General features: G+C 64.5%; 17 protein-coding genes and 1 riboswitch. Of the genes, 7 read left to right on the forward strand and 10 right to left on the reverse strand.

What is annotated here, in order from left to right; translation table 11 throughout:
• Window positions 1-16 precede the first annotated feature (16 nt).
• On the forward strand, window positions 17-1,168 hold the full coding sequence (locus CAY82_RS14035) for an acyl-CoA dehydrogenase family protein (RefSeq protein ID WP_087501742.1): 1,152 nt from the start codon (window positions 17-19) through the stop codon (window positions 1,166-1,168).
• 94 nt (window positions 1,169-1,262) lie between these two features.
• On the opposite strand, the gene CAY82_RS14040 is transcribed toward CAY82_RS14035, so the two are convergent.
• Window positions 1,263-2,195 carry a LysR family transcriptional regulator gene (locus CAY82_RS14040; protein WP_087501743.1) on the reverse strand — a complete coding sequence of 311 codons (933 nt, stop codon included), beginning with the start codon at window positions 2,193-2,195 and terminating at the stop codon, window positions 1,263-1,265.
• A 125-nt stretch (window positions 2,196-2,320) separates the two neighbouring features.
• Here CAY82_RS14040 and CAY82_RS14045 point away from each other — a divergent pair, with 125 nt between their 5' ends.
• Window positions 2,321-2,584 (forward strand): DUF2790 domain-containing protein, encoded by a 264-nt coding sequence (locus tag CAY82_RS14045; RefSeq protein WP_087501744.1) that lies wholly within the window; start codon window positions 2,321-2,323, stop codon window positions 2,582-2,584.
• Between the two features lies 1 nt (window position 2,585).
• On the opposite strand, the gene CAY82_RS14050 is transcribed toward CAY82_RS14045, so the two are convergent.
• Window positions 2,586-3,278, reverse strand: coding sequence for a tRNA (adenine(22)-N(1))-methyltransferase TrmK (locus CAY82_RS14050; protein ID WP_087501745.1), 693 nt, complete (start codon window positions 3,276-3,278; stop codon window positions 2,586-2,588).
• Window positions 3,279-3,414: 136 nt separating this feature from the next.
• Here CAY82_RS14050 and CAY82_RS14055 point away from each other — a divergent pair, with 136 nt between their 5' ends.
• Window positions 3,415-3,795 (forward strand): RidA family protein, encoded by a 381-nt coding sequence (locus CAY82_RS14055; RefSeq protein WP_087501746.1) that lies wholly within the window; start codon window positions 3,415-3,417, stop codon window positions 3,793-3,795.
• A gap of 215 nt (window positions 3,796-4,010) precedes the next feature.
• Window positions 4,011-6,011, forward strand: coding sequence for a U32 family peptidase (locus CAY82_RS14060; protein WP_087501747.1), 2,001 nt, complete (start codon window positions 4,011-4,013; stop codon window positions 6,009-6,011).
• A 112-nt stretch (window positions 6,012-6,123) separates the two neighbouring features.
• Here CAY82_RS14060 and CAY82_RS14065 read toward each other — a convergent pair whose 3' ends face one another.
• Complete coding sequence (locus CAY82_RS14065; RefSeq protein WP_087501748.1) at window positions 6,124-7,449, reverse strand: sigma-54 dependent transcriptional regulator; 1,326 nt, start codon at window positions 7,447-7,449, stop codon at window positions 6,124-6,126.
• A 342-nt stretch (window positions 7,450-7,791) separates the two neighbouring features.
• Here CAY82_RS14065 and CAY82_RS14070 point away from each other — a divergent pair, with 342 nt between their 5' ends.
• The gene (locus tag CAY82_RS14070) at window positions 7,792-8,058 is read left to right on the forward strand and encodes a hypothetical protein (protein WP_013972506.1); all 267 of its coding nucleotides are present in this window, start codon (window positions 7,792-7,794) and stop codon (window positions 8,056-8,058) included.
• 106 nt (window positions 8,059-8,164) lie between these two features.
• Here the strand turns inward: CAY82_RS14070 and CAY82_RS14075 are convergent, their stop codons facing one another.
• The 4 genes from CAY82_RS14075 to cobW form a co-directional block, all read right to left on the reverse strand.
• A complete protein-coding gene (locus CAY82_RS14075) occupies window positions 8,165-8,731 on the reverse strand; it encodes a VWA domain-containing protein (protein ID WP_087501749.1) in 567 nt (188 codons plus the stop codon).
• A gap of 101 nt (window positions 8,732-8,832) precedes the next feature.
• Entirely contained in the window at window positions 8,833-9,846 is a 1,014-nt protein-coding gene (locus tag CAY82_RS14080) for an ATP-binding protein (protein ID WP_087501750.1), read from the reverse strand.
• Between the two features lies 1 nt (window position 9,847).
• A complete protein-coding gene (gene cobN, locus CAY82_RS14085) occupies window positions 9,848-13,609 on the reverse strand; it encodes a cobaltochelatase subunit CobN (RefSeq protein WP_087501751.1) in 3,762 nt (1,253 codons plus the stop codon).
• A gap of 3 nt (window positions 13,610-13,612) precedes the next feature.
• Window positions 13,613-14,680, reverse strand: coding sequence for a cobalamin biosynthesis protein CobW (gene cobW / locus CAY82_RS14090; RefSeq protein WP_087501752.1), 1,068 nt, complete (start codon window positions 14,678-14,680; stop codon window positions 13,613-13,615).
• A gap of 99 nt (window positions 14,681-14,779) precedes the next feature.
• Window positions 14,780-14,993, reverse strand: a riboswitch (cobalamin riboswitch).
• 618 nt (window positions 14,994-15,611) lie between these two features.
• Between cobW and CAY82_RS14095 the strand changes: the two genes are divergently transcribed.
• Window positions 15,612-16,631, forward strand: a complete 1,020-nt coding sequence (locus tag CAY82_RS14095; protein WP_087501753.1) for a branched-chain amino acid aminotransferase — start codon at window positions 15,612-15,614, stop codon at window positions 16,629-16,631.
• Between the two features lie 218 nt (window positions 16,632-16,849).
• On the opposite strand, the gene CAY82_RS14100 is transcribed toward CAY82_RS14095, so the two are convergent.
• Window positions 16,850-17,278: a multidrug/biocide efflux PACE transporter gene (locus CAY82_RS14100; protein ID WP_087501754.1), complete on the reverse strand. Its 429-nt coding sequence runs from the start codon at window positions 17,276-17,278 to the stop codon at window positions 16,850-16,852.
• Between the two features lie 92 nt (window positions 17,279-17,370).
• On the opposite strand from CAY82_RS14100, the gene CAY82_RS14105 reads away from it, so the two are divergent.
• Window positions 17,371-18,225: a LysR family transcriptional regulator gene (locus tag CAY82_RS14105; RefSeq protein ID WP_087501755.1), complete on the forward strand. Its 855-nt coding sequence runs from the start codon at window positions 17,371-17,373 to the stop codon at window positions 18,223-18,225.
• A gap of 29 nt (window positions 18,226-18,254) precedes the next feature.
• On the opposite strand, the gene CAY82_RS14110 is transcribed toward CAY82_RS14105, so the two are convergent.
• Together CAY82_RS14110 and CAY82_RS14115 are read right to left on the reverse strand one after the other, a co-directional pair.
• The gene (locus CAY82_RS14110; protein ID WP_087501756.1) at window positions 18,255-19,148 is read right to left on the reverse strand and encodes a DUF2950 domain-containing protein; all 894 of its coding nucleotides are present in this window, start codon (window positions 19,146-19,148) and stop codon (window positions 18,255-18,257) included.
• The gene (locus CAY82_RS14115; protein ID WP_087501757.1) at window positions 19,145-20,554 is read right to left on the reverse strand and encodes a DUF3300 domain-containing protein; all 1,410 of its coding nucleotides are present in this window, start codon (window positions 20,552-20,554) and stop codon (window positions 19,145-19,147) included. Before CAY82_RS14115 ends, CAY82_RS14110 begins: the two co-directional genes overlap by 4 nt.
• Window positions 20,555-20,754: the final 200 nt, after the last annotated feature.

Genomic DNA, 20,754 nt, shown 5'->3' on the forward strand with positions numbered 1-20,754 from the left:
GCCCGGGAGTACACAGATGCAAGACCTGGAACTGAGCGAAGAACAGATCATGATCCGCGACATGGCCCGGGACTTTGCCCGTGGCGAGATCGCCCCGCATGCCCAGGCCTGGGAAAAGGCCGGCTGGATCGACGATGGCGTAGTGCGCAAGATGGGCGAACTGGGCCTGCTGGGCATGGTGGTGCCGGAAGACTTCGGCGGCAGCTACACCGACTACGTTGCCTACGCCCTGGCGGTGGAAGAAATCGCCGCCGGTTGCGGCGCCACCGGCGCGATGATGAGCATCCACAACTCGGTGGGCTGCGGCCCGCTGCTGGCCTACGGTACGCCCGAACAGCAACAGCAGTGGCTACCACGCCTGGCCACTGGAGAGGTGATCGGCTGCTTCTGCCTGACCGAGCCACAGGCCGGTTCCGAGGCGCACAACCTGCGCACCCGCGCCGAACTGGTGGATGGCCAGTGGGTGATCAACGGCGCCAAGCAGTTCGTCAGCAACGCCCGCCGCGCCGGGTTGGCAATCGTCTTCGCGGTGACCGATCCGGAGCTGGGCAAGAAAGGCCTGTCGGCGTTCCTGGTGCCCACCGACAACCCAGGCTTCAAGGTCGATCGCAGCGAACACAAGATGGGCATCCGCGCCTCCGACACCTGCGCGGTCACCTTCGACAACTGCCGCATCCCCGCCGCCAACATCCTCGGTGAGCGTGGCAAGGGCCTGGCCATCGCCCTGTCCAACCTCGAGGGCGGCCGTATCGGCATTGCGGCCCAGGCGTTAGGCATTGCCCGCGCTGCGTTCGAGGCTGCGTTGGCCTACTCGCGCGATCGGGTGCAGTTCGGCAAGCCGATCAACGAGCACCAGAGCATCGCCAATCTGCTGGCCGACATGCAGGTGCAGGTGAATGCCGCGCGCTTGCTGATCCTGCATGCCGCACGCCTGCGCAGCGCCGGCAAGCCCTGCCTTTCAGAGGCCTCGCAGGCCAAGCTGTTCGCTTCGGAAATGGCCGAGCGGGTATGTTCGATGGCGATCCAGGTGCATGGCGGGTATGGCTACCTGGAGGATTACCCGGTGGAGCGCTATTACCGCGATGCGCGAATCACGCAGATCTATGAAGGGTCGAGCGAGATCCAGCGGATGCTGATCGCGCGGGAATTGAAGCACTACCCGCTGTAGGCGCAGCCTTGCGCTGCGAAGAGGGCCGCCATGCGGCCCTTTCGCGACACAAGGCCGCTCCTGCAAGGGCCAGCGTTAACCGCCCCACACTCGGCTATCGCCAATACCGCGAATCATCCACCACCCTGGCATGCCCCTCGAACAGTGCCGGCAGCTGCTCCTTGAGGTAATCGATCCAGGTGCGCACCTTGGCATCCAGGTAATGCCGTGACGGGTAGATCGCATACAGCGCACTCTCGCGCAGGCGATACGGCGCCAGCAACCGGCACAACCGCCCCTGCCCGATCGCCTGGCTGGCGGTATAGAACGGCAGCAGGCCAATGCCCATGCCCAGCTCGCTGGCCACCAGCATGGCGTCGGCGACGTTGGTGGAAAAACTGTCGCTCGGCGCGATCACACACTGGTCCACTCCTTGCGGGAACACCCAGTCACCTTCGTACATCGGATAAGCCATGCGCAGGCAACGATGCTGGTGCAGGTCTTCCGGGCGCTCTGGCACGCCGTGGGCCTCCAGGTAGCTCGGCGCCGCGCAGGGGATGCTGAAAATGTTGCCCAGCGGCACGGCGATCAACTGCGAATCCGGCAACGCCCCGTCCACGGTAATCACCACGTCATGCCCTTCGGCCAGCGGGTCGGGGTTGCGCTGGGACAGGGTCAGCTCGATCACCACCTCCGGGCACAATGCGTTGTAGCCGGCCACCAGCGGCATCAGCAACAGGCCCAAGCCGTGCGGGCAATGCAAGCGCAGGTGGCCGCGGGGCGTGAGGTGCGCACCACGGGCTTCGCCCACCGCCTCTTCGGTCAGCAACATGATCTGCCGCGAGCGCTCGAGAAACCGCTCGCCCGCCTCGCTCATGCGCAAACGCCGCGTGGTGCGGTGCAGCAGGCGGGTTTGCAGCTGGTTTTCCAGCTCGGCAACGATGCGCGAAACCTGCGCCGCAGAAATGTCCAAGGCATTTGCGGCCGCAGCGAAGCTGCCACATTCCACCACACGGGCGAAGGTACGCATGGCATGCAGCATGTCCATGAAGGTGTGCTCCTTGTTCGGTCTTATTCTTGCGTTACAGGCAGGAATCTATCACGGGTTAGCCCATTTATTGTGGATAGCCAATGAATGGATCATTAGCCATACATTGAAAAAAGGAGCCTGCCATGAACCGTTCGATCGCTGTCCTTGCCGTTGCTGCTACCCTCGCCTCGTTCGGTGCCTTTGCCGACGCCGGCACCAGCCAGCCGGTCAGCAGCAGCAACTACGAATACGGCATGCCGCTGGACGTGGCCAAAGTCATCTCCATCACCCCGCCCAGCAATGCCGCCGACTGCCAGGTTGGCACCGCGCACATGGTGTATGTCGACCACCAGGGCCAGAAACGCGAAATCGATTACCGGGAGATGGGCAACTGCTCGCAGCAGTGAGTCAGGCCAGTACCCCGGTGATCCAGCCGACCTGCTGCTTGAAATCGTCGATTTTCGCCTGAGGCACGGCATCGCGGGCCCGCTCGAAATTGGCCAGGGTCTGCTGCTTCTGCCGCAGCATGCGCCGCCACTTGACCGTGAACGCCTCGCTTTTCTCCTGCAACAGCACCGGGCCGAAGTACAGCTGTTCAGCGGTGTACGCCGCCCCGCCCGGCTCGGCGACGATGATCTCGTAGTCGAAGCGGTTTTCCCGCAGCAGTTCTTCGCCGACGATCCGGTAACCATTGCCCATCAGCCACTGGCGCAGTTCGCGCTCAGCGCCATTGGGCTGCAGCACCAGGCGTGTGACGCCAGCCAGGCGCTGCTTGCCGGCCTCGAGGATCTCGCACATGGTGTCACCACCCATGCCGCAGATGCTGATCACCGAAATGCGATCTTCCGGCTCGACAGCTGCCAGGCCATCGGCCAGTCGCACGCTGACCCGGCCCTCCAGCCCGTTCCTGCGCACGTTGCGCTGGGCCGAGGCGAACGGCGTCTGCGCCACCTCGCCCGCTACCGCCCCTTCCAGCACGCCGCGCAGCATCAAGGCCACCGGCAGATAGCCATGGTCCGAGCCGATGTCGGCCAGGCGCGCGCCTTGCGGCACTTGTGCAGCCACGCGCTCCAGGCGCCTGGACAATGTCTGTTCGTTCAACGTAAACCCCTGCTTTGCAATCGGCCGCGATTCTGACGGCGAACGCCGCGCATTTCAAACACCGGGGCGCCCTCGACCGGGCCGGCGCGCTCGCGTAGGCTTGCCGCTTTCCTTCCGTTGCAAGGCAAGACACACCATGGCACATGCAGACATCATCTACACCCCGGACCCGGACGCCGAGTCGATTTCCTCCGACGTCGCCGAATACAACGGCGTGCTGGTCACCACGCAGATTCCGACCCACGCTGATGGCAGCCTGGAACTGGGCGACATCGTCGCGCAGAGCGAATGCACCCTGCAGGCGCTGAAAGTGGCGCTGGAGAAGGCCGGCAGCGGCATGGACCGCGTGCTGCACCTGACCATCTACCTCATCGACATGGCCGACCGTGCGGCGTTCAACGAGGTGTACCAGCGCTTCTTCAGCAAGCCCTGGCCGGTACGCGCCGCCGTGGGTGTGGCTGCACTGGCGTTCGAAGGCATGCGCGTGGAAGTGACCGCAATGGCCGCCAAGCGCTGATTTTCGCGCAATACGCAATCCTGTAGGAGCGGCCTTGTGTCGCGATTGGGGTGCGCAGCGCCCCCAGATTCTCAGCTCCGCAGCAGGTATTGCCGGGGCCGCGTTGCGGCCCTTCGCGACACAAGGCCGCTCCTACAAGCACCCCGATGATGCCGCCAGCCCGTTTCGCCGCTACAATGCCCGCCTAAACCGTGACAGCCCGAACCTATAACGACATGTCCCTTCCAAAGAATCACCTGGAACTGCTCAGCCCTGCCCGTGACGTGGCCATCGCCCGTGAAGCGATCCTGCACGGCGCCGACGCCATCTACATCGGTGGCCCGAGCTTCGGCGCGCGCCATAACGCCTGCAACGAAGTCAGCGATATCGCCGAACTGGTCGAGTTCGCCCATCGTTACCATGCACGCGTGTTCACCACCATCAACACCATCCTCCATGACAACGAGCTGGAGCCCGCGCGCAAGCTGATCCACCAGCTGTACGACGCCGGTGTCGACGCGCTGATCGTGCAGGACCTGGGGGTGATGGAGCTGGACATCCCGCCGATCGAGCTGCACGCCAGTACCCAGACCGACATCCGCACACTGGCGCGGGCCAAGTTCCTCGACCAGGCCGGCTTCTCCCAACTGGTGCTGGCCCGAGAGCTGAACCTGCAGCAAATCCGCGCCATCGCCGCCGAAACCGACGCCGCCATCGAGTTCTTCATCCACGGTGCGCTGTGCGTGGCCTTCTCCGGCCAGTGCAACATCTCCCATGCGCAGACCGGCCGCAGCGCCAACCGTGGCGACTGCTCGCAAGCCTGCCGCCTGCCTTACACCCTGAAGGATGACCAGGGCCGCGTGGTAGCGTTCGAGAAGCATCTGCTGTCGATGAAGGACAACAACCAGACCGCCAACCTGGCTGACCTGGTCGATGCCGGCGTGCGCTCGTTCAAGATCGAAGGCCGCTACAAAGACGTGGCCTATGTGAAGAACATCACTGCCCACTACCGCAAGGAACTCGACGCCATCCTCGAAGGCCGCCCGGAGCTGGCCCGCGCCTCCAGCGGCCGCACCGAGCACTTCTTCGTGCCTGACCCGGACAAGACTTTCCACCGCGGCAGCACCGACTACTTCGTCACCGACCGCAAGGTCGACATTGGCGCCTTCGACTCGCCAACCTTCACCGGCCTGCCGGTGGGCGTGGTGGAAAAGGTCGGCAAACGTGACATGCAAGTGGTCACCGAGGTGCCGCTGACCAACGGCGACGGCCTGAATGTGCTGGTCAAGCGTGAAGTGGTGGGCTTTCGCGCCAACATCGCCGAACCGCGTGGCGAGTTCGAAGAAGATGGCGAGAAGCGCTACCGCTACCGCGTCGAGCCCAACGAAATGCCCGAAGGCCTGCACAAGCTGCGGCCCAACCACCCGCTGTCGCGCAACCTCGACCACAACTGGCAACAGGCCCTGCAACGCACTTCGGCCGAGCGCCGCGTCGGTGTGCAATGGCATGCGGTACTGCGCGAGCAACGCCTGGCGCTGACGGTCACCAGCGAGGAAGGCGTGAGCGCGCAAGTGGCACTGAACGGCCCGTTCGGCCCGGCCAACAAGCCGCAGCAGGCGCTGGACCAACTGCACGACCTGCTCGGCCAACTGGGTACCACCATGTACCACGCCGACAGCATCGAGCTGGACGCCCCGCAGGCGTACTTCATCCCCAACTCGCAGCTCAAGGCCCTGCGCCGCGAAGCCATCGAGGCGCTGACTGAAGCACGGGTGCAGGCACACCCGCGTGGCGGGCGCAAGGCCGAGACCACGCCGCCGCCGGTCTACCCGGAGTCGCACCTGTCGTTCCTGGCCAACGTGTACAACCAGAAGGCCCGCGACTTCTACCACCGCCATGGTGTGCAGCTGATCGACGCGGCCTACGAGGCCCATGAAGAGCACGGCGAAGTACCGGTGATGATCACCAAGCACTGCCTGCGCTTCTCCTTCAACCTGTGCCCCAAGCAGGCCAAGGGCGTGACCGGCGTGCGCACCAAGGTCGCGCCGATGCAGCTGATTCAGGGTGATGAAGTGCTGACCCTGAAGTTCGACTGCAAGCCCTGCGAAATGCATGTGATCGGCAAGATGAAAAGCCACATCATCGACCTGCCGACCCCGGGCAGCGCGGTGGCCCAGGTGGTGGGGCACATCAGCCCGGAAGACCTGCTGAAGACCATTCCCCGCGGGCCGCATTGATCGGTAGCCTGTAGGGGCTTCTTCGCGGGCATGCCCGCCCCCACAGGAACTGCGCGTACCTGTGGGAGCAGGTTTACCCGCGAACACCGGCGTAGCCGGTGCCATCCACTGCTCAGCGAATCTGATGCTTATGCAGCAACCGATAGAAAGTCGGCCGCGAAATACCCAGCACCTTGGCCGCCACGCTCAGGTTGTCACTGTGCCGGCTAAGGACATCGCACAGCGCCTGGCGCTCGGCCCGGTGCTTGTACTCCTCCAGCGTGCCCAACGGTTGCTGCACCTGGTCGAGGGTCTGCAACCCCAGGTCCTGCGCCTCGATCTGCCGGCCTTCGGCCAGCACCAGCCCGCGCCGTACACGGTTGGCCAACTCACGGACATTGCCCGGCCAGTCATGCCGGCCCATGGCCGCCAAGGCATGGTCGCTGAACGAGCGCGGTCGGCGCCCGGTTTCCAGGCTATAGAAATGGGCAAAATGACTGGCCAGCATGGATAGGTCGCCATGCCGGTCGCGCAAAGGCGCGGTCACTACCTGCAACACGTTCAGGCGGTAATACAGGTCTTCGCGAAAGCGCCCTTGTTCGATGGCCCTTTCCAGGTCCACGTGGGTAGCCGCCAACACCCGCACATCCACCGGGATCGGCTGGCTGCCACCCACGCGTTCGATGTGCTTTTCCTGCAGAAAGCGCAGCAGGTTGGCCTGCAACTCCAACGGCAGGTCGCCGATTTCATCGAGGAACAACGTGCCACCATGGGCCGCTTCGATGCGCCCGGCCTTGCGCTGGTGAGCACCGGTGAAAGCGCCCTTTTCATGGCCGAACAGCTCGGACTGGATCAGGTGCTCGGGGATCGCCCCGCAGTTGATGGCAATGAACGGCTGCTCGCTGCGCTGCGACTGACGGTGCAGGGTGCGCGCCACCAGTTCTTTGCCAGTGCCGCTTTCGCCGCGGATCAGCACCGGCGATTCGGTGGGCGCCAGCTTGCCCAGCAGCTTGCGCAGCTCGCGGATCGGGCGGCTGTCGCCAAGCAACTCGTGGCTCGCTTCCTCCACCCTCGCCGCCCCTTGGCCTCGCAGGCGCGCCATGCCGAAGGCCCGGCCCAGGGTGACGTGCACGCGAGAAACGTCGAACGGCAAGGTGTGGAAGTCGAAGAACCATTCGCAGACAAAATCACCGACCGCCGGCATGCGCAGCTGTTCGGCACTGAGCACGGCAATCCATTCGGTGTTGCTGCGCTTGATCAAGTCCTTGACCCCGTCCGGGCGCCTCAGGTGCGACGCCTGCAAGCGCAGCAGGCCCACATCGCAAGGATGATCCAGCGCGGCACCGAGCATGCAACTGTCCACATCCCAGCCTGCGCTGCGCAAGCCAGGCAACAAACGGTGGCAGTCATCGCAGGGGTCGACGATGAGCAAACGGCGTTGGGCGGCAGGCTGCTGCATGATCAATCCTTGGCGTCAGTTTTCGGTTTTTCGAAAAAAAACAGTAAGTTGAGGCGCCCGATTAACAGTAGCAACGAAGTTGACGGTTCCCAGTACCGTCGGTCTGCCGAATCATTTTTTTACAATGCGTGACGGGAATTTTCGCACTTTATCGACATCACATGGCGGCGAGGGCAAGAACGGATTCGACCCCGGCAAAATTTTTTACAACCAATATGTGACTTGCCCCCGGACAACGAGCATCAGTACACATAACCCCGCGCTGCACTTCGCGATAACCGAGGCGACTTTGAAGCAACGCGGACCTCACTTCGATGTTTGGGACCATAGAGAGACCGAACCATGAATGCCCCGCTCCGTGTCAACGAAGCACTGCTGATTGCCGACCACGCCTTCGAACCTTTCCAGTGCGTAGCCTGGGATGCACCCAACGGTACTGGTGAGCTGAGCCTGGCAGTGATCGACCGGACCAGCACCCGCATCGGCAGCAAGCAAGTGTCCTCGCGTATCTACTCCGACCCGGCCCAGTGGGCCAGTCTGATCGAGGAAGTGCGCGCCGAACTGTGCGAAAAAGGTTACGACCTGCAACCGTGGTCGATGCCGAAATAATATCGGCCGGCAAATCAAGTGCGTGCACCGCCACGCACTTGTTCAACTTCAACATTGCTGTTCTGGCAACTTTTCTTATTGCGACATAGTGTCGCGCATACACTCTTCAATCCATCACCTTGAACTGCTGCAAGTGCTGGTAATCCGCCTGCAGTTGCTCTGCCAGACGCTGCGCGCGCCCCAGACGCACCGGCGCAAGTTCCATATCAACCAACAATGTGGCGCAAGGCATCGGTTGCACGCTGTTCCAGTGCTGCAGACGACCGTCGGTAAATACCAGGCAGCGCACCGCTTCCTGCGGGTGGGCCCGTTGACGCGCCAATAACCAGTGCCGGGCCTGTTCCAGCGCAGCGATCAATGGCGTCCCGCCACCTGCGCCCAGGGCCTGCAACCAGGGCTGCAAGGCGGCCGATGCCTTCAGCCCGTGGCGCTGCCACTGCGGTGTGCGGCCGCTTGCGGTGAGCAAGGCCAAACGGGCGCGCTGCCGATAAGCCTGGTCGAACAGTGTCGCCAGCAACCCTTTGGTTTGTGCCAGTGCCTGATGCCGTCGCGTCGAGGCGGAGGCATCGACGATCACCAGCCACAACTCTGCGGGTTGACCCTGGCGTTGTTGCCAGCACAGGTCATGGCGCTGACGTGGGCGCCCCTTGAGCAAAGTCGGCAGCCAGGCCACGCGGCCAGTCGCTGCATTGCGCGCGCGGCCACGGCTGGCACCGTACTGCTTGCCTGCGCCCGCCTTGGCATCCGCCCCTGTGGCATTGGGTTGGGGGATGCTCAGGGCTTTTTTGCCCAGTTCGGCACCTCGCGACGGGCGCCGCCAGCCACGGGCTGCGCCGGTAGCGCCCCCCAGTTGCCCTGCCCGCCCTGATCGCCAGGGTTGCTGGCACCTTGCTGACCGGGCTGTTGCTCGGGCTGCGACGGTGGATTGGCCTGAGGCGTGATGCGGCGGCGATGACGCAAGGCGAACTCGGCCACTGCTTCGACATCCCGTTCTTCGATAGTGGCGCCACCGCGCCAGGCGCAATGCGCACGGGCAGCGCGCAACCACACCAGGTCGGCACGCAGGCCATCCACTCCGGCGGCGTAGCAGCGCTCGGTGATCCAGGCCAGCGCCTGGTCGTCCAGGGCAATGCCAGCCAGTGCGTGGCGCGCCGCCTGGCAGCGCTCGCGCAGTTGCCCCTGTGCCCCGGCCCATTGCGCACAGAACGCCTGCGGGTCGCTGTCGAAGGCCAGGCGGCGGCGAATGATCTGTTGCCGAGCCTCGGGCTCGGGCAAGCCTTCCAGGGCCACATTCAGGCCAAAGCGGTCGAGCAACTGGGGGCGCAACTCGCCCTCTTCCGGGTTCATGGTGCCGATCAGCACGAAACGGGCACTGTGCCGGTGCGAGATGCCATCTCGCTCGATGCGGTTGGTACCGCTGGCGGCCACATCGAGCAGCAGGTCGACCAGGGTATCGGGTAGCAGGTTGACCTCATCGACGTACAGCACGCCACCATCGGCCTGGGCCAGCACGCCCGGGGAAAACTGCGCCTTGCCCTGCCCCAGTGCGGCATCCAGGTCGAGGGTGCCGACCAACCGTTCTTCGCTGGCGCCCAGTGGCAAGGTGACGAACGGGCCCTCGCCGAGCAGATCGGCCAGGCCTCGGGCCAGGGTACTCTTGGCCATGCCACGCGGCCCCTCGATCAGCACGCCGCCGATCTTCGGATCGATGGCGGTCAGGCACAGGGCCAGCTTCAGGTCGTCGGCACCGACCACGGCAGCCAGCGGAAATTGTAAGGGTTCACTCATTTCAAGCCTGTTCCTCGCCGTCGAGCAGTTGTTCCTCAAGGGCTTCGCGGTAGTCGCCCGGTGCCTGCCACAGGCCGCGCTGCTGGGCCTCCAGCAAACGCTCGGTAAGGTCGCGCAGGGCCTCAGGATTGTGCTCGCGCATGAAATCGCGGGTCGCCGGGTCGAGCACATAGGCATCGGCCAGCGCCTGGTAATGATGATCGTCGATCAGATGCGTGGTGGCATCGAAGGCGAACAGGTTGTCGACTGTCGCCGCCATCTCGAAGGCACCTTTGTAGCCATGGCGCTTGACCCCGTCGATCCACTTCGGGTTCAGCGCCCGGGCGCGAATGACCCGGTTAAGCTCTTCCTTGAGGGTACGGATGCGTGGCCGGTCGGCCTGGCTATGGTCGCCGTGGTAGCTGGCCACTGCCGAACCGGACAAGGTTTCCGACGCCGCCAGCATGCCACCCTGAAACTGGTAGTAGTCGTTGGAATCGAGCAGGTCGTGCTCGTGGTTGTCCTGGTTCTGCAGCACCGCCTGCACCTTGGCCAGGCGCTGTGCGAACTGGGCGCGCGCCGGGGTACCCTCGTCACTGGCGCCGTAGGCATAGCCACCATGGTTGAGGTAGACCTCGGCCAGGTCGTCGCGACTGTGCCACAGGCGCCCGTCGATGGCGTTCTGCACCCCGGCGCCGTAGGCCCCGGGCTTGGCACCGAACACCCGCCAGCCGGCCTGACGAGCGGCCTGCCCGGCGTCCACGCCCTGCGCCTGCAGCGCGGCCCGCTCGCTACGCACGCGGGCAGCCAAGGGGTTGAGATCGTCGGGTTCGTCCAGTGCGGCCACGGCCTGCACTGCGGCATCGAACAGGCGGATCAGGTTGCCGAAGGCATCACGGAAAAAGCCGGAAACGCGCAGGGTCACGTCCACCCGTGGGCGGTCTAGCAGGCTCAATGGCAGGATTTCGAAATCGTCGACCCGCTGGCTGCCGGTGGCCCACACCGGTCGCACGCCCATCAGTGCCATGGCCTGGGCGATGTCGTCGCCGCCGGTACGCATGGTTGCGGTGCCCCACACCGACAGGCCGAGCTGGCGCAGGTGATCGCCGTGGTCCTGCAGGTGGCGCTCGAGGATCAGGTTGGCCGAGGCGAAGCCCAGGCGCCAGGCCGTAGTAGTGGGCAGGTTGCGCACGTCCACGGTATAGAAGTTGCGCCCGGTGGGCAGCACGTCCAGGCGCCCACGGCTGGGCGCGCCACTGGGGCCAGCGGGTACGAAACGCCCGGCCAGCGCCGCCAGCAGGCCATTCATTTCGGCGCTGCCGCAGGCGTCAAGGCTGGGGGCTACCGCTTCGCGCAGGGCCTGAACCACGTCGCGCACCGGCTGCCATTCGCTCAGGGCAGGTAAGCATTCGGTTCCGCCCAGCGCCTGGTCGATTACCTGCAGCGCCAACAGTTCGAGGCGCTCGCGGGTATCGCCACAGGTGCGCCAGGGCTCGCTGCTGATGGCCTGCAACTGCTCAGGGCGCGCGCCCTGCCACGGCAGGCCAAGTTCGCAATCGAGTGGGTCAAAGCCCGGCACCAGCGCCTTGGCCAGGGCCCGCAGCAGGCTGGCATTGCCGCCGCGACCGTCGCCACGCTCGACCCGCAACAGCGCCAGCAAGGTATCCAGGCGCAGCCGGCCCTCAGGCGCTTGACCGAACACATGCAGGCCATCGCGAATCTGCGATTCCTTCAGGTCACACAGGTAGGTATCCAGGCGTGGCAGCCACACGGCGGCATCGTCCAGCTGCCCTTCGAGCTGCAGTTCACGGTCGATGTGGTTGGCCTTGACCAGTTCGAGAATGTCGCGCTGCAACTCGCGGGCCCGCCGCGGATCGAGCAGCTGTGCTTCGTAGAATTCGTCGGCCAATTGCTCCAGGTGGCGCAACGGGCCGTAGGTTTCGGCACGGGTCAGCGGCGGCATCAGGTGGTCGATGATCACCGCCTGGGTACGGCGCTTGGCCTGGGCCCCCTCGCCCGGGTCGTTGACGATGAACGGGTAGATGTTGGGCAGCGGGCCGAGCAAGGCGTCTGGCCAGCACTGCGCCGACAACCCGACGCCCTTGCCGGGTAGCCATTCGAGGTTGCCGTGCTTGCCGACATGGATCACCGCATCGGCGGCAAAGGCATGGCGCAGCCAGAAGTAAAATGCCAGGTAGCCATGCGGCGGCACCAGGTCAGGGTCGTGGTACACCGCGCTGGGGTCCACCTGGTAGCCCCGTGCCGGCTGAATGCCGACGAAAGTCAAGCCAAAACGCAGGCCGGCAACCATCAGCCGGCCACTGCGGTACATCGGGTCCTGTTGCGGCGGCCCCCAGCGCTCCAGCACCGCCTGGCGGTTGGCCTCAGGCAGGCGCTCGAAGGCACCCTGGTAGTCAGCCAGGCTCAGGCTCTGCGCGCAGGGGCGCAGGTCCAGCTGGTCGAGGTCATTGGTCACGCCGCCGAGCAACTGGTGGATCAGTTGTGTGCCACTGCCCGGCAAGTCGGCCAGCGGGTAGCCTTCGGCCTGCAGGGCCTTGAGGATGTTCAGCGCGGCCGCTGGCGTGTCCAGGCCAACGCCGTTACCAATGCGGCCATCCCGGGTCGGGTAGTTGGCCAGCACCAGGGCCACGCGCTTCTGGGCATTCGGCAGGCGCGCCAGCTCGACCCAGCGGCGCGCCAGTTCGGCAACAAAGTCCATGCGCTCGGGGTGGGCACGGTAGCAGACCACGTCGGACTGGCTGCGCTCGCTACGCCAGGCCATGTCCTTGAAACTGACCGGGCGGGTAATGATGCGCCCGTCCAGTTCGGGCAAGGCAATGTGCATGGCCAGGTCACGCGCACCCAGGCCCTGCTCGCTGGCTTCCCAGCCGGGCTGGTTGTCTTGTGCGCAGATGGCCTGCAGTACCGGAATGTCACGACGGAACGGGCGCAGGTTGGGGCGCTCGGGGCTGGACAGGGCAAAGCCGGTGGTGTTGACCAGCACTTCGGCCCCCACCTCGTCCAGCCAGGCTTCGACCTGCTCCAGGCAGGCGCTTTCCTTGAGGCTGGCCACGGCGATCGGCAATGGGTTGAGCCCGGCCGCCTGCAGGCGCTGGCAGAACACATCGATGAATGCGGTATTGGCCGCCTGCAGGTGCGAGCGGTAGAACAACAGTGGCGCCACCGGCTGCTCGGGGTGCCACTGCGGGTACCAATCCTCCAGCGTGGCGCTGCCCTTGGTCGGGTGATACACGGCGGTGCGCGGCAAAGGCTGCGGCTCGTCCCAGGCATAGTCGCGGCCCAGCCACTGGCTGGCCAGGCAGTTGAACAGGTTGATGGCGTTGGCCTTGCCGCCTTGGCGCAAGTAGTGCCAGAGGCGCTCGGCCTGCTCGCCGCTGACGCTGCCCAGGCTGGTCAGTTCCGGGTCCGGGCGGTCGTCGCCCGGCACCAGGATCAGTTGCACGCCACGGCCGGCCAGCTCGACCAGTTGCTCGACGCCATAGCGCCAGTAGCCGACGCCACCGTGCAGCGACACCAGGATGACCTTGGCATGGCGCAGCACCTGGTCGACGTACAGGTCGACCGAGGCATGGTTCTGCACCTGCATCGGGTTGGCCAGGCGCAGGCTGGGGTAATCCCCGGGCAATTGCTCGGCGGTATCGGCGAGCAATGCCAGGTGCGAATCGCCGCTGCAGAGAATCACCAGCTCGGCGGGTGTCTGGCCGAGGTCGGCAATGCTGTCATCCGGCACGAAGCCACCGGGCTGGGTCCGCAGCAGATGCATGGGTCAGGCGCCCAGGGCCTGGCGCAGGCGCGCTTCCAGCTGGGCGGCGTCAAGGTCCTGGCCAATCAGCACCAGGCGGGTGATGCGCGGTTCGTCGGCGCGCCAGGCGCGGTCGAAGTGCTTGTCGAAACGGGTACCCACGCCTTGCACCAGCAGGCGCATCGGCTTGCCCGGGATGGCAGCGAAGCCTTTTGCGCGCAGGATGCCGAACTCCACCACCAGCTGGGTCAGAGCGTCGAGCAGCAGGCTTTCGTCAGCTTCGGGCAGGTCGATGGAGATCGAATCGAAGGCGTCGTGGTCATGATCGTCATGGTCATCGTCGTCATGGTGCGAATCGTGGTGGGTACGGCGGCCATCGATGTGCGCCTCGGACTCGGCGCCCACGCCCAGCAGCACTTCCAGCGGCAGCTTGCCGCTGCTGGCTTCGATCACCTTGACCGCCGGCGGCAGCTCTTCGGCCACCTCGGCGCGAACCTTGGCCAGGCCTTCGGCGTCGATCAGGTCGGCCTTGTTCAGCACCACCAGGTCGGCGCTGGCCAGCTGGTCGGCGAACAGTTCATGCAGCGGCGATTCGTGGTCCAGGTTAGGGTCGAGCTTGCGCTGGGCATCGACCTGGTCCGGGTAGGCGGCGAAGGTGCCGGCTGCCACGGCCGGGCTGTCGACCACCGTGATCACCGCGTCGACGGTGCAGGCATTGCGGATTTCCGGCCATTGGAAGGCTTGTACCAGCGGTTTGGGCAGGGCCAGGCCGCTGGTTTCGATGAGGATATGGTCCAGGTCGCCACGGCGTGCCACCAGCTCGCGCATCACCGGGAAGAACTCTTCCTGCACGGTGCAGCACAGGCAGCCGTTGGCCAGCTCGTAGACCCGACCGCTGGCTTCTTCCTCGGTGCAACCGATGCTGCACTGCTTGAGGATTTCGCCGTCGATACCCAGTTCACCGAACTCGTTGACGATCACCGCAATGCGGCGGCCCTGGGCGTTGTCGAGCATGTGGCGCAGCAAGGTAGTCTTGCCCGAGCCGAGGAAGCCGGTGACGATGGTGACGGGGAGCTTGGCCAGTGTTTTCATGTCGCATTGCCCTTGGCAGATTGGCGCGGGCATGCAGGACGACAGCCGCAGGCCAGGCCGGCCGGGCTTGTTCGCCACCGGATCACCCCGCCCGGTTGAAAGTCGAAAACGTGACGAGGCAGGTCTCCTGGCTCGCACCGTTCCATGTGCCCGCTGGTGCAGCAGGCTGGCGGGATGACGCCTTCCCGCGCGCAGGCGCAGTGGCTGTGTCGATCCGTTGTCGGTGCTTACAGTTGCGGGGGCAGCCGCGGCTTGTACCGCGTTCCCGTCTTAGCTTCGGCCTGGCCGAAGAACCTCGAAGTGGCAAGGCTACGCAGTGGCTGGCGGGTGGTCAACCATTGCCGCCGGGTAGACCGGCCACAAGTGGCGCAACTGGGGTAAAGTGGCAGCTTTACCCTTGGTCAAGGACGCCCCATGCCCTAATGCCAGTCAGTTAAGCGATAAGGGCTGACAGGTGCTTGCCTTGGGATTTTGGTTGCCTGTTAGATCGAGCGCCGCCCGCGCGGCGCTTCGCGGCACAAGGCCGCTCCCACTGTCTGTTTCGGGCCAGTCCACCCTGTGATGGTCACCGCTGTTCGCCTTGTTTGTTCCATTCGATATCGGCTGTGCCGCTGCTCTTCAGCAATCTCCAGCCATGCACCCAGGGTGCGCGCGCCAAAGGCACAGGAATAATTGGCCCGAAACAGATGTGGGAGCGGCCTTGTGCCACGAAGCGCCGCGCGGGCGGCGCTCGATCTTGCAGGCCCTGAAAATGTTGTGGCGAACACCTCCCAGCCCCACTGCAATACCTGTGCCGGGCCGTAATCAATGCATCGCAGGCTATCAATTCGTGACTGGCCGTTCCCGATCTGCCACGGATGTATTATGGTGGCGTGGTGCGCATATAACAGCAGCCCGAGCGATCGGGCACCTGCAAGACAATGAGGGTGTCATGAGCAACGAAAGCATTAATTGGGACAAGCTCGGTTTCGACTACATCAAGACCGACAAACGCTACCTGTCCGTATGGCGCAATGGCGAGTGGGACAAAGGCACCCTGACCGAAGACAACGTACTGCACATCAGTGAAGGCTCCACTGCCCTGCACTACGGCCAGCAGTGCTTCGAAGGCCTCAAGGCCTACCGTTGCAAGGACGGTTCGATCAACCTGTTCCGCCCGGACCAGAACGCCGCCCGCATGCAGCGCAGCTGCGCCCGCCTGCTGATGCCGCAGGTGCCGACCGATGTGTTCATCGAGGCGTGCAAGCAAGTGGTCAAGGCCAACGAGAAGTTCGTGCCGCCGCATGGCAAAGGCGCCCTCTACCTGCGCCCGTTCGTGATCGGCACCGGTGACAACATTGGCGTGCGCACCGCCCCCGAGTTCATCTTCTCGATCTTCGCCATCCCGGTGGGCTCGTACTTCAAGGGCGGCATGAAGCCGCACAACTTCCAGATCTCCAGCTTCGACCGCGCCGCCCCGCAAGGCACCGGTGCGGCCAAGGTCGGTGGCAACTACGCGGCCAGCCTGCAGCCGGGCGCTGAAGCGAAGAAAGCCAATTTCGCCGACGCCATCTACCTCGACCCGCTGACCCACACCAAGATCGAGGAAGTCGGTTCGGCAAACTTCTTCGGCATCACCGCCAACAACGAGTTCGTCACCCCGAAATCGGCCTCGGTGCTGCCAGGCATCACCCGCCTGTCGCTGATGGAACTGGCGCAATCGCGCCTGGGCCTGACCGTGATCGAAGGCGATGTGGAAATCAACAAGCTGGACCGTTTCGTCGAAGCCGGCGCCTGCGGTACAGCAGCGGTGATCACCCCGATCGGCGGCATCGAGTACAACGGCAAGCTGCACGTGTTCCACGACCTGGAAAAGGTCGGCCCGGTTACCCAGAAGCTCTACAACGAGCTGACCGGTATCCAGAGCGGTGATATCGAAGCACCAGCAGGCTGGATCGTCAAAGTCGCCTGAGGCGCTCTGGCGGTTTGAAAAACGGGGCATGCCAGCGATGGCATGCCCCGTTTTTCATTGGTTGACGCGGGCACCATTGTGGGAGCGGCCTTGTGTCGCGAAAGGGCCGCAAAGCGGCCCTAGGAATTCAGCGCAGTTGCATAAATTTCTGGGGCTGCTCTGCAGCCCTTTCGCGACACAAGGCCGCTCCCACAATGGGGCCTGCATCGGCAAAACATTTATGCAAGGCGGCGCTGCATCAGCAGGTGCCGGGCTTTGTCGAAGGCCCAGTTGTACAGCACGGTGTAGGGCAAGATGATCACGAAGAAACCCAACTCCACCATCAATGCCTGCAGCAACGAAATATCCAGCATCCATGCCGCCACCGGCAGGCACCACACCACCAGCCCGGCCTCGAAGCCCAGGCCGTGCACGAAGCGTGCGCCTGCTTTCCAGTGAATGCGCTCAGCCTGCACGTAGCGATCGACCAGTGCGTTGTAGACCATGTTCCACAGCATGGCGATCACCGAAAGGGTCACCGCCAGCGCCCCCGCTGTCGCCAGCGACTTGCCCATGATCCAGGACAATAGCGGCGCGCACAGCAGCACGGCGAACACTTCATAACCGACGGCGTGAACCAGGCGTTCGGTGAAAGACACGTTTTTCATTGCAAATTCCATCCATTGCGTGAGACGTGCTTCCTATTTTCTTTGACAGAACCGATACTCGCGAAATAGCTACCATCGGTTTTATCAATACCATGCGCTACTCACCCGAAGCTCTGGTCGCCTTTGTCGAAGCCGCATCGCTGGGTTCGTTTTCCGCTGCGGCGCGCAAGCTGCGCAAAAGCCAGTCCACCATCAGCATTGCCATCGCCAATTTCGAGGCCGATGTGGGTTGCCCGCTGTTCGACCGTGGCGGCCGCCACCCCTCGCTGAACGAGGCTGGGCGGCAGGTGCTGAGCCATGTCGAGGCGATCCTCGATGCCAGCGCCCGGCTCGATGCCCTGGCGGTGCGCCTGGCAGAAAATGTCGAGGCACTGGTCTCGGTGGTGATGTCGGACAGCTACAGCGTGACCTTCCAGGGCGCGGTGATGGCCCGCTTCGCCCAGCACTATCCGCATACCGAACTGCGCTGCGGCCCGTCGGAAGATGCCGATGTGATCGAGCTGATCCAGCAGGGCCTGGCACACATCGGCATTCTTGCCACGCAACCCAGCTACCCCGCAGACGTTGCCGTGGCGCGCTTGCCCGAGCAGGCCGAGTTTGGCGTGTACGTGGCCAGCGGGCATCCATTGGCAACTTTGCCTCAGGTGCAGATGCAGCACCTGGAGAGCGTACGGCAGCTGTATATCAAGACCTATGCCCCCAGCCTGCACCACGGTCGCGGCCAGGCCTGGTCGGCACCGGATTACCTCACCCTGCTGGAGTTCGCCGTGCGCGGGTTCGGCTGGGCCGAACTGCCCAGGGCGCTGGTGGCACGGTTTGGCAGTGGACTGGTGGAGTTGCAGGTGGCCGGGTACCCGCGACGGGTTGACATGGACGTGGCCTGGTCGAGCCGGCGCGCGCTCGGGCCGGCGGGGCAGTGGCTGGTGCAGCAGATGCTGGGACAATAGACCTTCATTGCTTGCCATTTCCCACAGAGTCAATCCCCTGCAGGCACATCTAACACCTTCCAGCTGTCATCCGGGTCGAAGCGCTTCATCTCCTTGGCCAGCTTGTCCCCGTGTGGCCCGAGGTCTTTCTCGAACACCTCGCCGTCATGGCTGATCATGAAGCTCATCACCCCGGTGTCATCGTACTTGGCCGGCCAGGCAACCATGGCGAAGCCTCGGCTCATCTGGTTGCCGATCAGGTAGCTGTAGGCGCCGCCAGGGGCGGATGGGCCTTGAGCATCGAGGATGCGGAAGTGATAGCCATACCAGGCATCACCCACCACATCCCGGCCAAACAGTGGCCCCAGCGGGCTGACTTGGCCGTCTCCGTCGTCATCCCAATACAAGCCGTCATGCTTGCCGGGTTCGCTGAAAATTTTCTGCGCATACTCCAATGCACCATTGCCATTGTGGTCCTGGGTGGCGTAGTCCATCTGTGCATCGTGATAGGCCAGCAGCGACTGCAGAACGCCCAGTTCGTTGCGGCCAATGCGCCGGGCGCGGATTTCGGCGCTGCCGGCCTTGAGGTCGAAGCGCCAGCCCTGGCTGCCTTTGGTCAGAGGAATGGGCAAGGTCCAGTGATCGTTGCCCACCGCCAGGACAGCCTTGCCCTCGCCTGCCATGTCGATGCGGTGCTGCGTGTGATACTGCGCCAGGAAGGTGTCCACGTCGCTGCGTTGCACGCCGCCGCGCGGGATGTAGGTACGCCAGTCATCACCCAGCAACTGGGCCAAGCGAGCCTCGTCAGGTTTTTCCGCGCCCAGCGCAGCAACAAAGGACTCCACTGCCCTCTCCGGCGTCGGGAAGCTTTCCTGGGCAACGGCCAGGGATGTCAAGGCCAAACCTGTCGTAAGCAGCAGTGCTGCAAATGCCGAATGGTTCATCGACGACCTCCTCCGCCCCGACGAACGGGTGCACTGGGCCGTGAGATCTGGTGCCCGGAGGCACGTGAAGCACTTGGTCGCTGAGCAAACGACAAGCTGGTGCGACCGCGACTGGCCTGAGCGCTGGTACGCGACGGCGAGCGCACACCATCGAAGGCGTTGTTACGGGCACGGCCAGCGGCATTGGCAGGTCGGTTTCGGGCTACTTGCTGCCGCTCTTGGGCAGTGCGGGTTTCCTGTCGACGCTCGGTACTCCTCACATTGTCGCCACGGGATTGCATACGATTGCCAACCGCATTGCCCGCCTGCGCCTCACGCATTTGCTGACGTGCCTGGCGGTTGCTGGTAGCGGGCCGTTCGATACCGGCCCGGTCCATCGACGCCCTGGCCTTGTCCCGTGCCTGGGCGCGCCGTGCGTCGTCACCACGGAAGGCAGTACGCTGGGTGGCACCGTCCAATTGGCGGCCGTACTGCTGGCGGCTACGGGAGTCGCGGTACGGCACGCCGTCGCGGTTGGCGGCGTTGTGCTGCCATTTGTTCTGGTTGTTGGTGATGCGGTTGTTGGCGTTGATGTTGTTGTAGCGGTTGACGTCGATGTCGATGTCGTTGTTGTCCCAGTCACAGTCGCCCCACAGCGAGGCGACGATCGCCACGCCGGTGCCGAAGGCCAGGCCCGCCACCAGCGCCGAACCGGGGTAGTACATGGGCGGTGGCGGGTAGTACACCGGCGGCGAGGCCGGGTAGGCCCAGGTGCCGTAGGTGGTGGTCGGGTTGTAGCTGGGCACGTACACCACTTGCGGGTCGGCCGGCTCGATGATGATGGTGGTGGGCGGGCTGCTGGCCGTAACCACCTGGGTGCTGCTGCCGCCGGAAGCCGGTGCCGGGGCGGTCTGCACGGTCACGTTCTGGTACTGGTTGCTCTGCAGGTTGCCGGCGGCCTGGGCCTGGTGACGCAGGCGCTGCACGCCGCCCATCACATCGTCGGGTTGCGCAAGGAAGGCGTCGCCCAGGCGCTGCACCCAGACCGGGTCTTGCCCAAGGGCCGCCAGCACCTGCGGGAAGGCCACCAGCGCTTGTACACTTGGGTCCCAGGGTTGGTTCGCCACCTTCTTGACGGCGGCGTCGCCGGAGGCCTTCGGGTTAGCCTTGGACCAGGTCACCGCTTCGCTCACCTGCCCCGGATAGGTGGAAGCCATCAACACCTGGGCCAGCAGCGCATCGGGGTACAGCGCGATGGGCGCGAGCATCTGGTCCAGTTGCTCCTGGGTGAACACCGGGTCCTTGGCCGCGACCGTGTCGGCTTGCGGTGCCGGGTCGGGGGCAGGAACATCTTCTGCCAGCACCAGGCCAGGCATGGCGCCCAGATACAGGACCGCCGCCAGGACGGCTAACAATGGCATACGCATCGCATCTCCCCATGAGGTCGGACCGCGTGGGTTAAGGGTAGCAACGGCGCTGCTTTTGGCCAGATGCGGGGGCGCAAACTTTTCGCGCTCTAAGGGTGGAGGTGGTTGCTGAGATCTGTATGGACTGCGCTGTCGCGTAGAGAACTGAATTTGCAAGCGGCCCGCGTACCCTGTGGGAGCGGCTTTAGCCACGAAGAATC

The sequence above is a fragment of the Pseudomonas sp. SID14000 genome (assembly GCF_002165135.1).
Classification (GTDB): domain Bacteria; phylum Pseudomonadota; class Gammaproteobacteria; order Pseudomonadales; family Pseudomonadaceae; genus Aquipseudomonas.

Coding starts and splice junctions, on each gene's coding strand:
- CAY82_RS14035 (WP_087501742.1), top strand. CDS start 17: ATGCAAGACCTGGAACTGAGCGAAGAACAGATCATGATCCGCGACATG.
- CAY82_RS14040 (WP_087501743.1), bottom strand. CDS start 2,195: ATGGACATGCTGCATGCCATGCGTACCTTCGCCCGTGTGGTGGAATGT.
- CAY82_RS14045 (WP_087501744.1), top strand. CDS start 2,321: ATGAACCGTTCGATCGCTGTCCTTGCCGTTGCTGCTACCCTCGCCTCG.
- CAY82_RS14055 (WP_087501746.1), top strand. CDS start 3,415: ATGGCACATGCAGACATCATCTACACCCCGGACCCGGACGCCGAGTCG.
- CAY82_RS14060 (WP_087501747.1), top strand. CDS start 4,011: ATGTCCCTTCCAAAGAATCACCTGGAACTGCTCAGCCCTGCCCGTGAC.
- CAY82_RS14065 (WP_087501748.1), bottom strand. CDS start 7,449: ATGCAGCAGCCTGCCGCCCAACGCCGTTTGCTCATCGTCGACCCCTGC.
- CAY82_RS14070 (WP_013972506.1), top strand. CDS start 7,792: ATGAATGCCCCGCTCCGTGTCAACGAAGCACTGCTGATTGCCGACCAC.
- CAY82_RS14080 (WP_087501750.1), bottom strand. CDS start 9,846: ATGAGTGAACCCTTACAATTTCCGCTGGCTGCCGTGGTCGGTGCCGAC.
- cobN (WP_087501751.1), bottom strand. CDS start 13,609: ATGCATCTGCTGCGGACCCAGCCCGGTGGCTTCGTGCCGGATGACAGC.
- cobW (WP_087501752.1), bottom strand. CDS start 14,680: ATGAAAACACTGGCCAAGCTCCCCGTCACCATCGTCACCGGCTTCCTC.
- CAY82_RS14095 (WP_087501753.1), top strand. CDS start 15,612: ATGAGCAACGAAAGCATTAATTGGGACAAGCTCGGTTTCGACTACATC.
- CAY82_RS14100 (WP_087501754.1), bottom strand. CDS start 17,278: ATGAAAAACGTGTCTTTCACCGAACGCCTGGTTCACGCCGTCGGTTAT.
- CAY82_RS14105 (WP_087501755.1), top strand. CDS start 17,371: ATGCGCTACTCACCCGAAGCTCTGGTCGCCTTTGTCGAAGCCGCATCG.
- CAY82_RS14110 (WP_087501756.1), bottom strand. CDS start 19,148: ATGAACCATTCGGCATTTGCAGCACTGCTGCTTACGACAGGTTTGGCC.
- CAY82_RS14115 (WP_087501757.1), bottom strand. CDS start 20,554: ATGCGTATGCCATTGTTAGCCGTCCTGGCGGCGGTCCTGTATCTGGGC.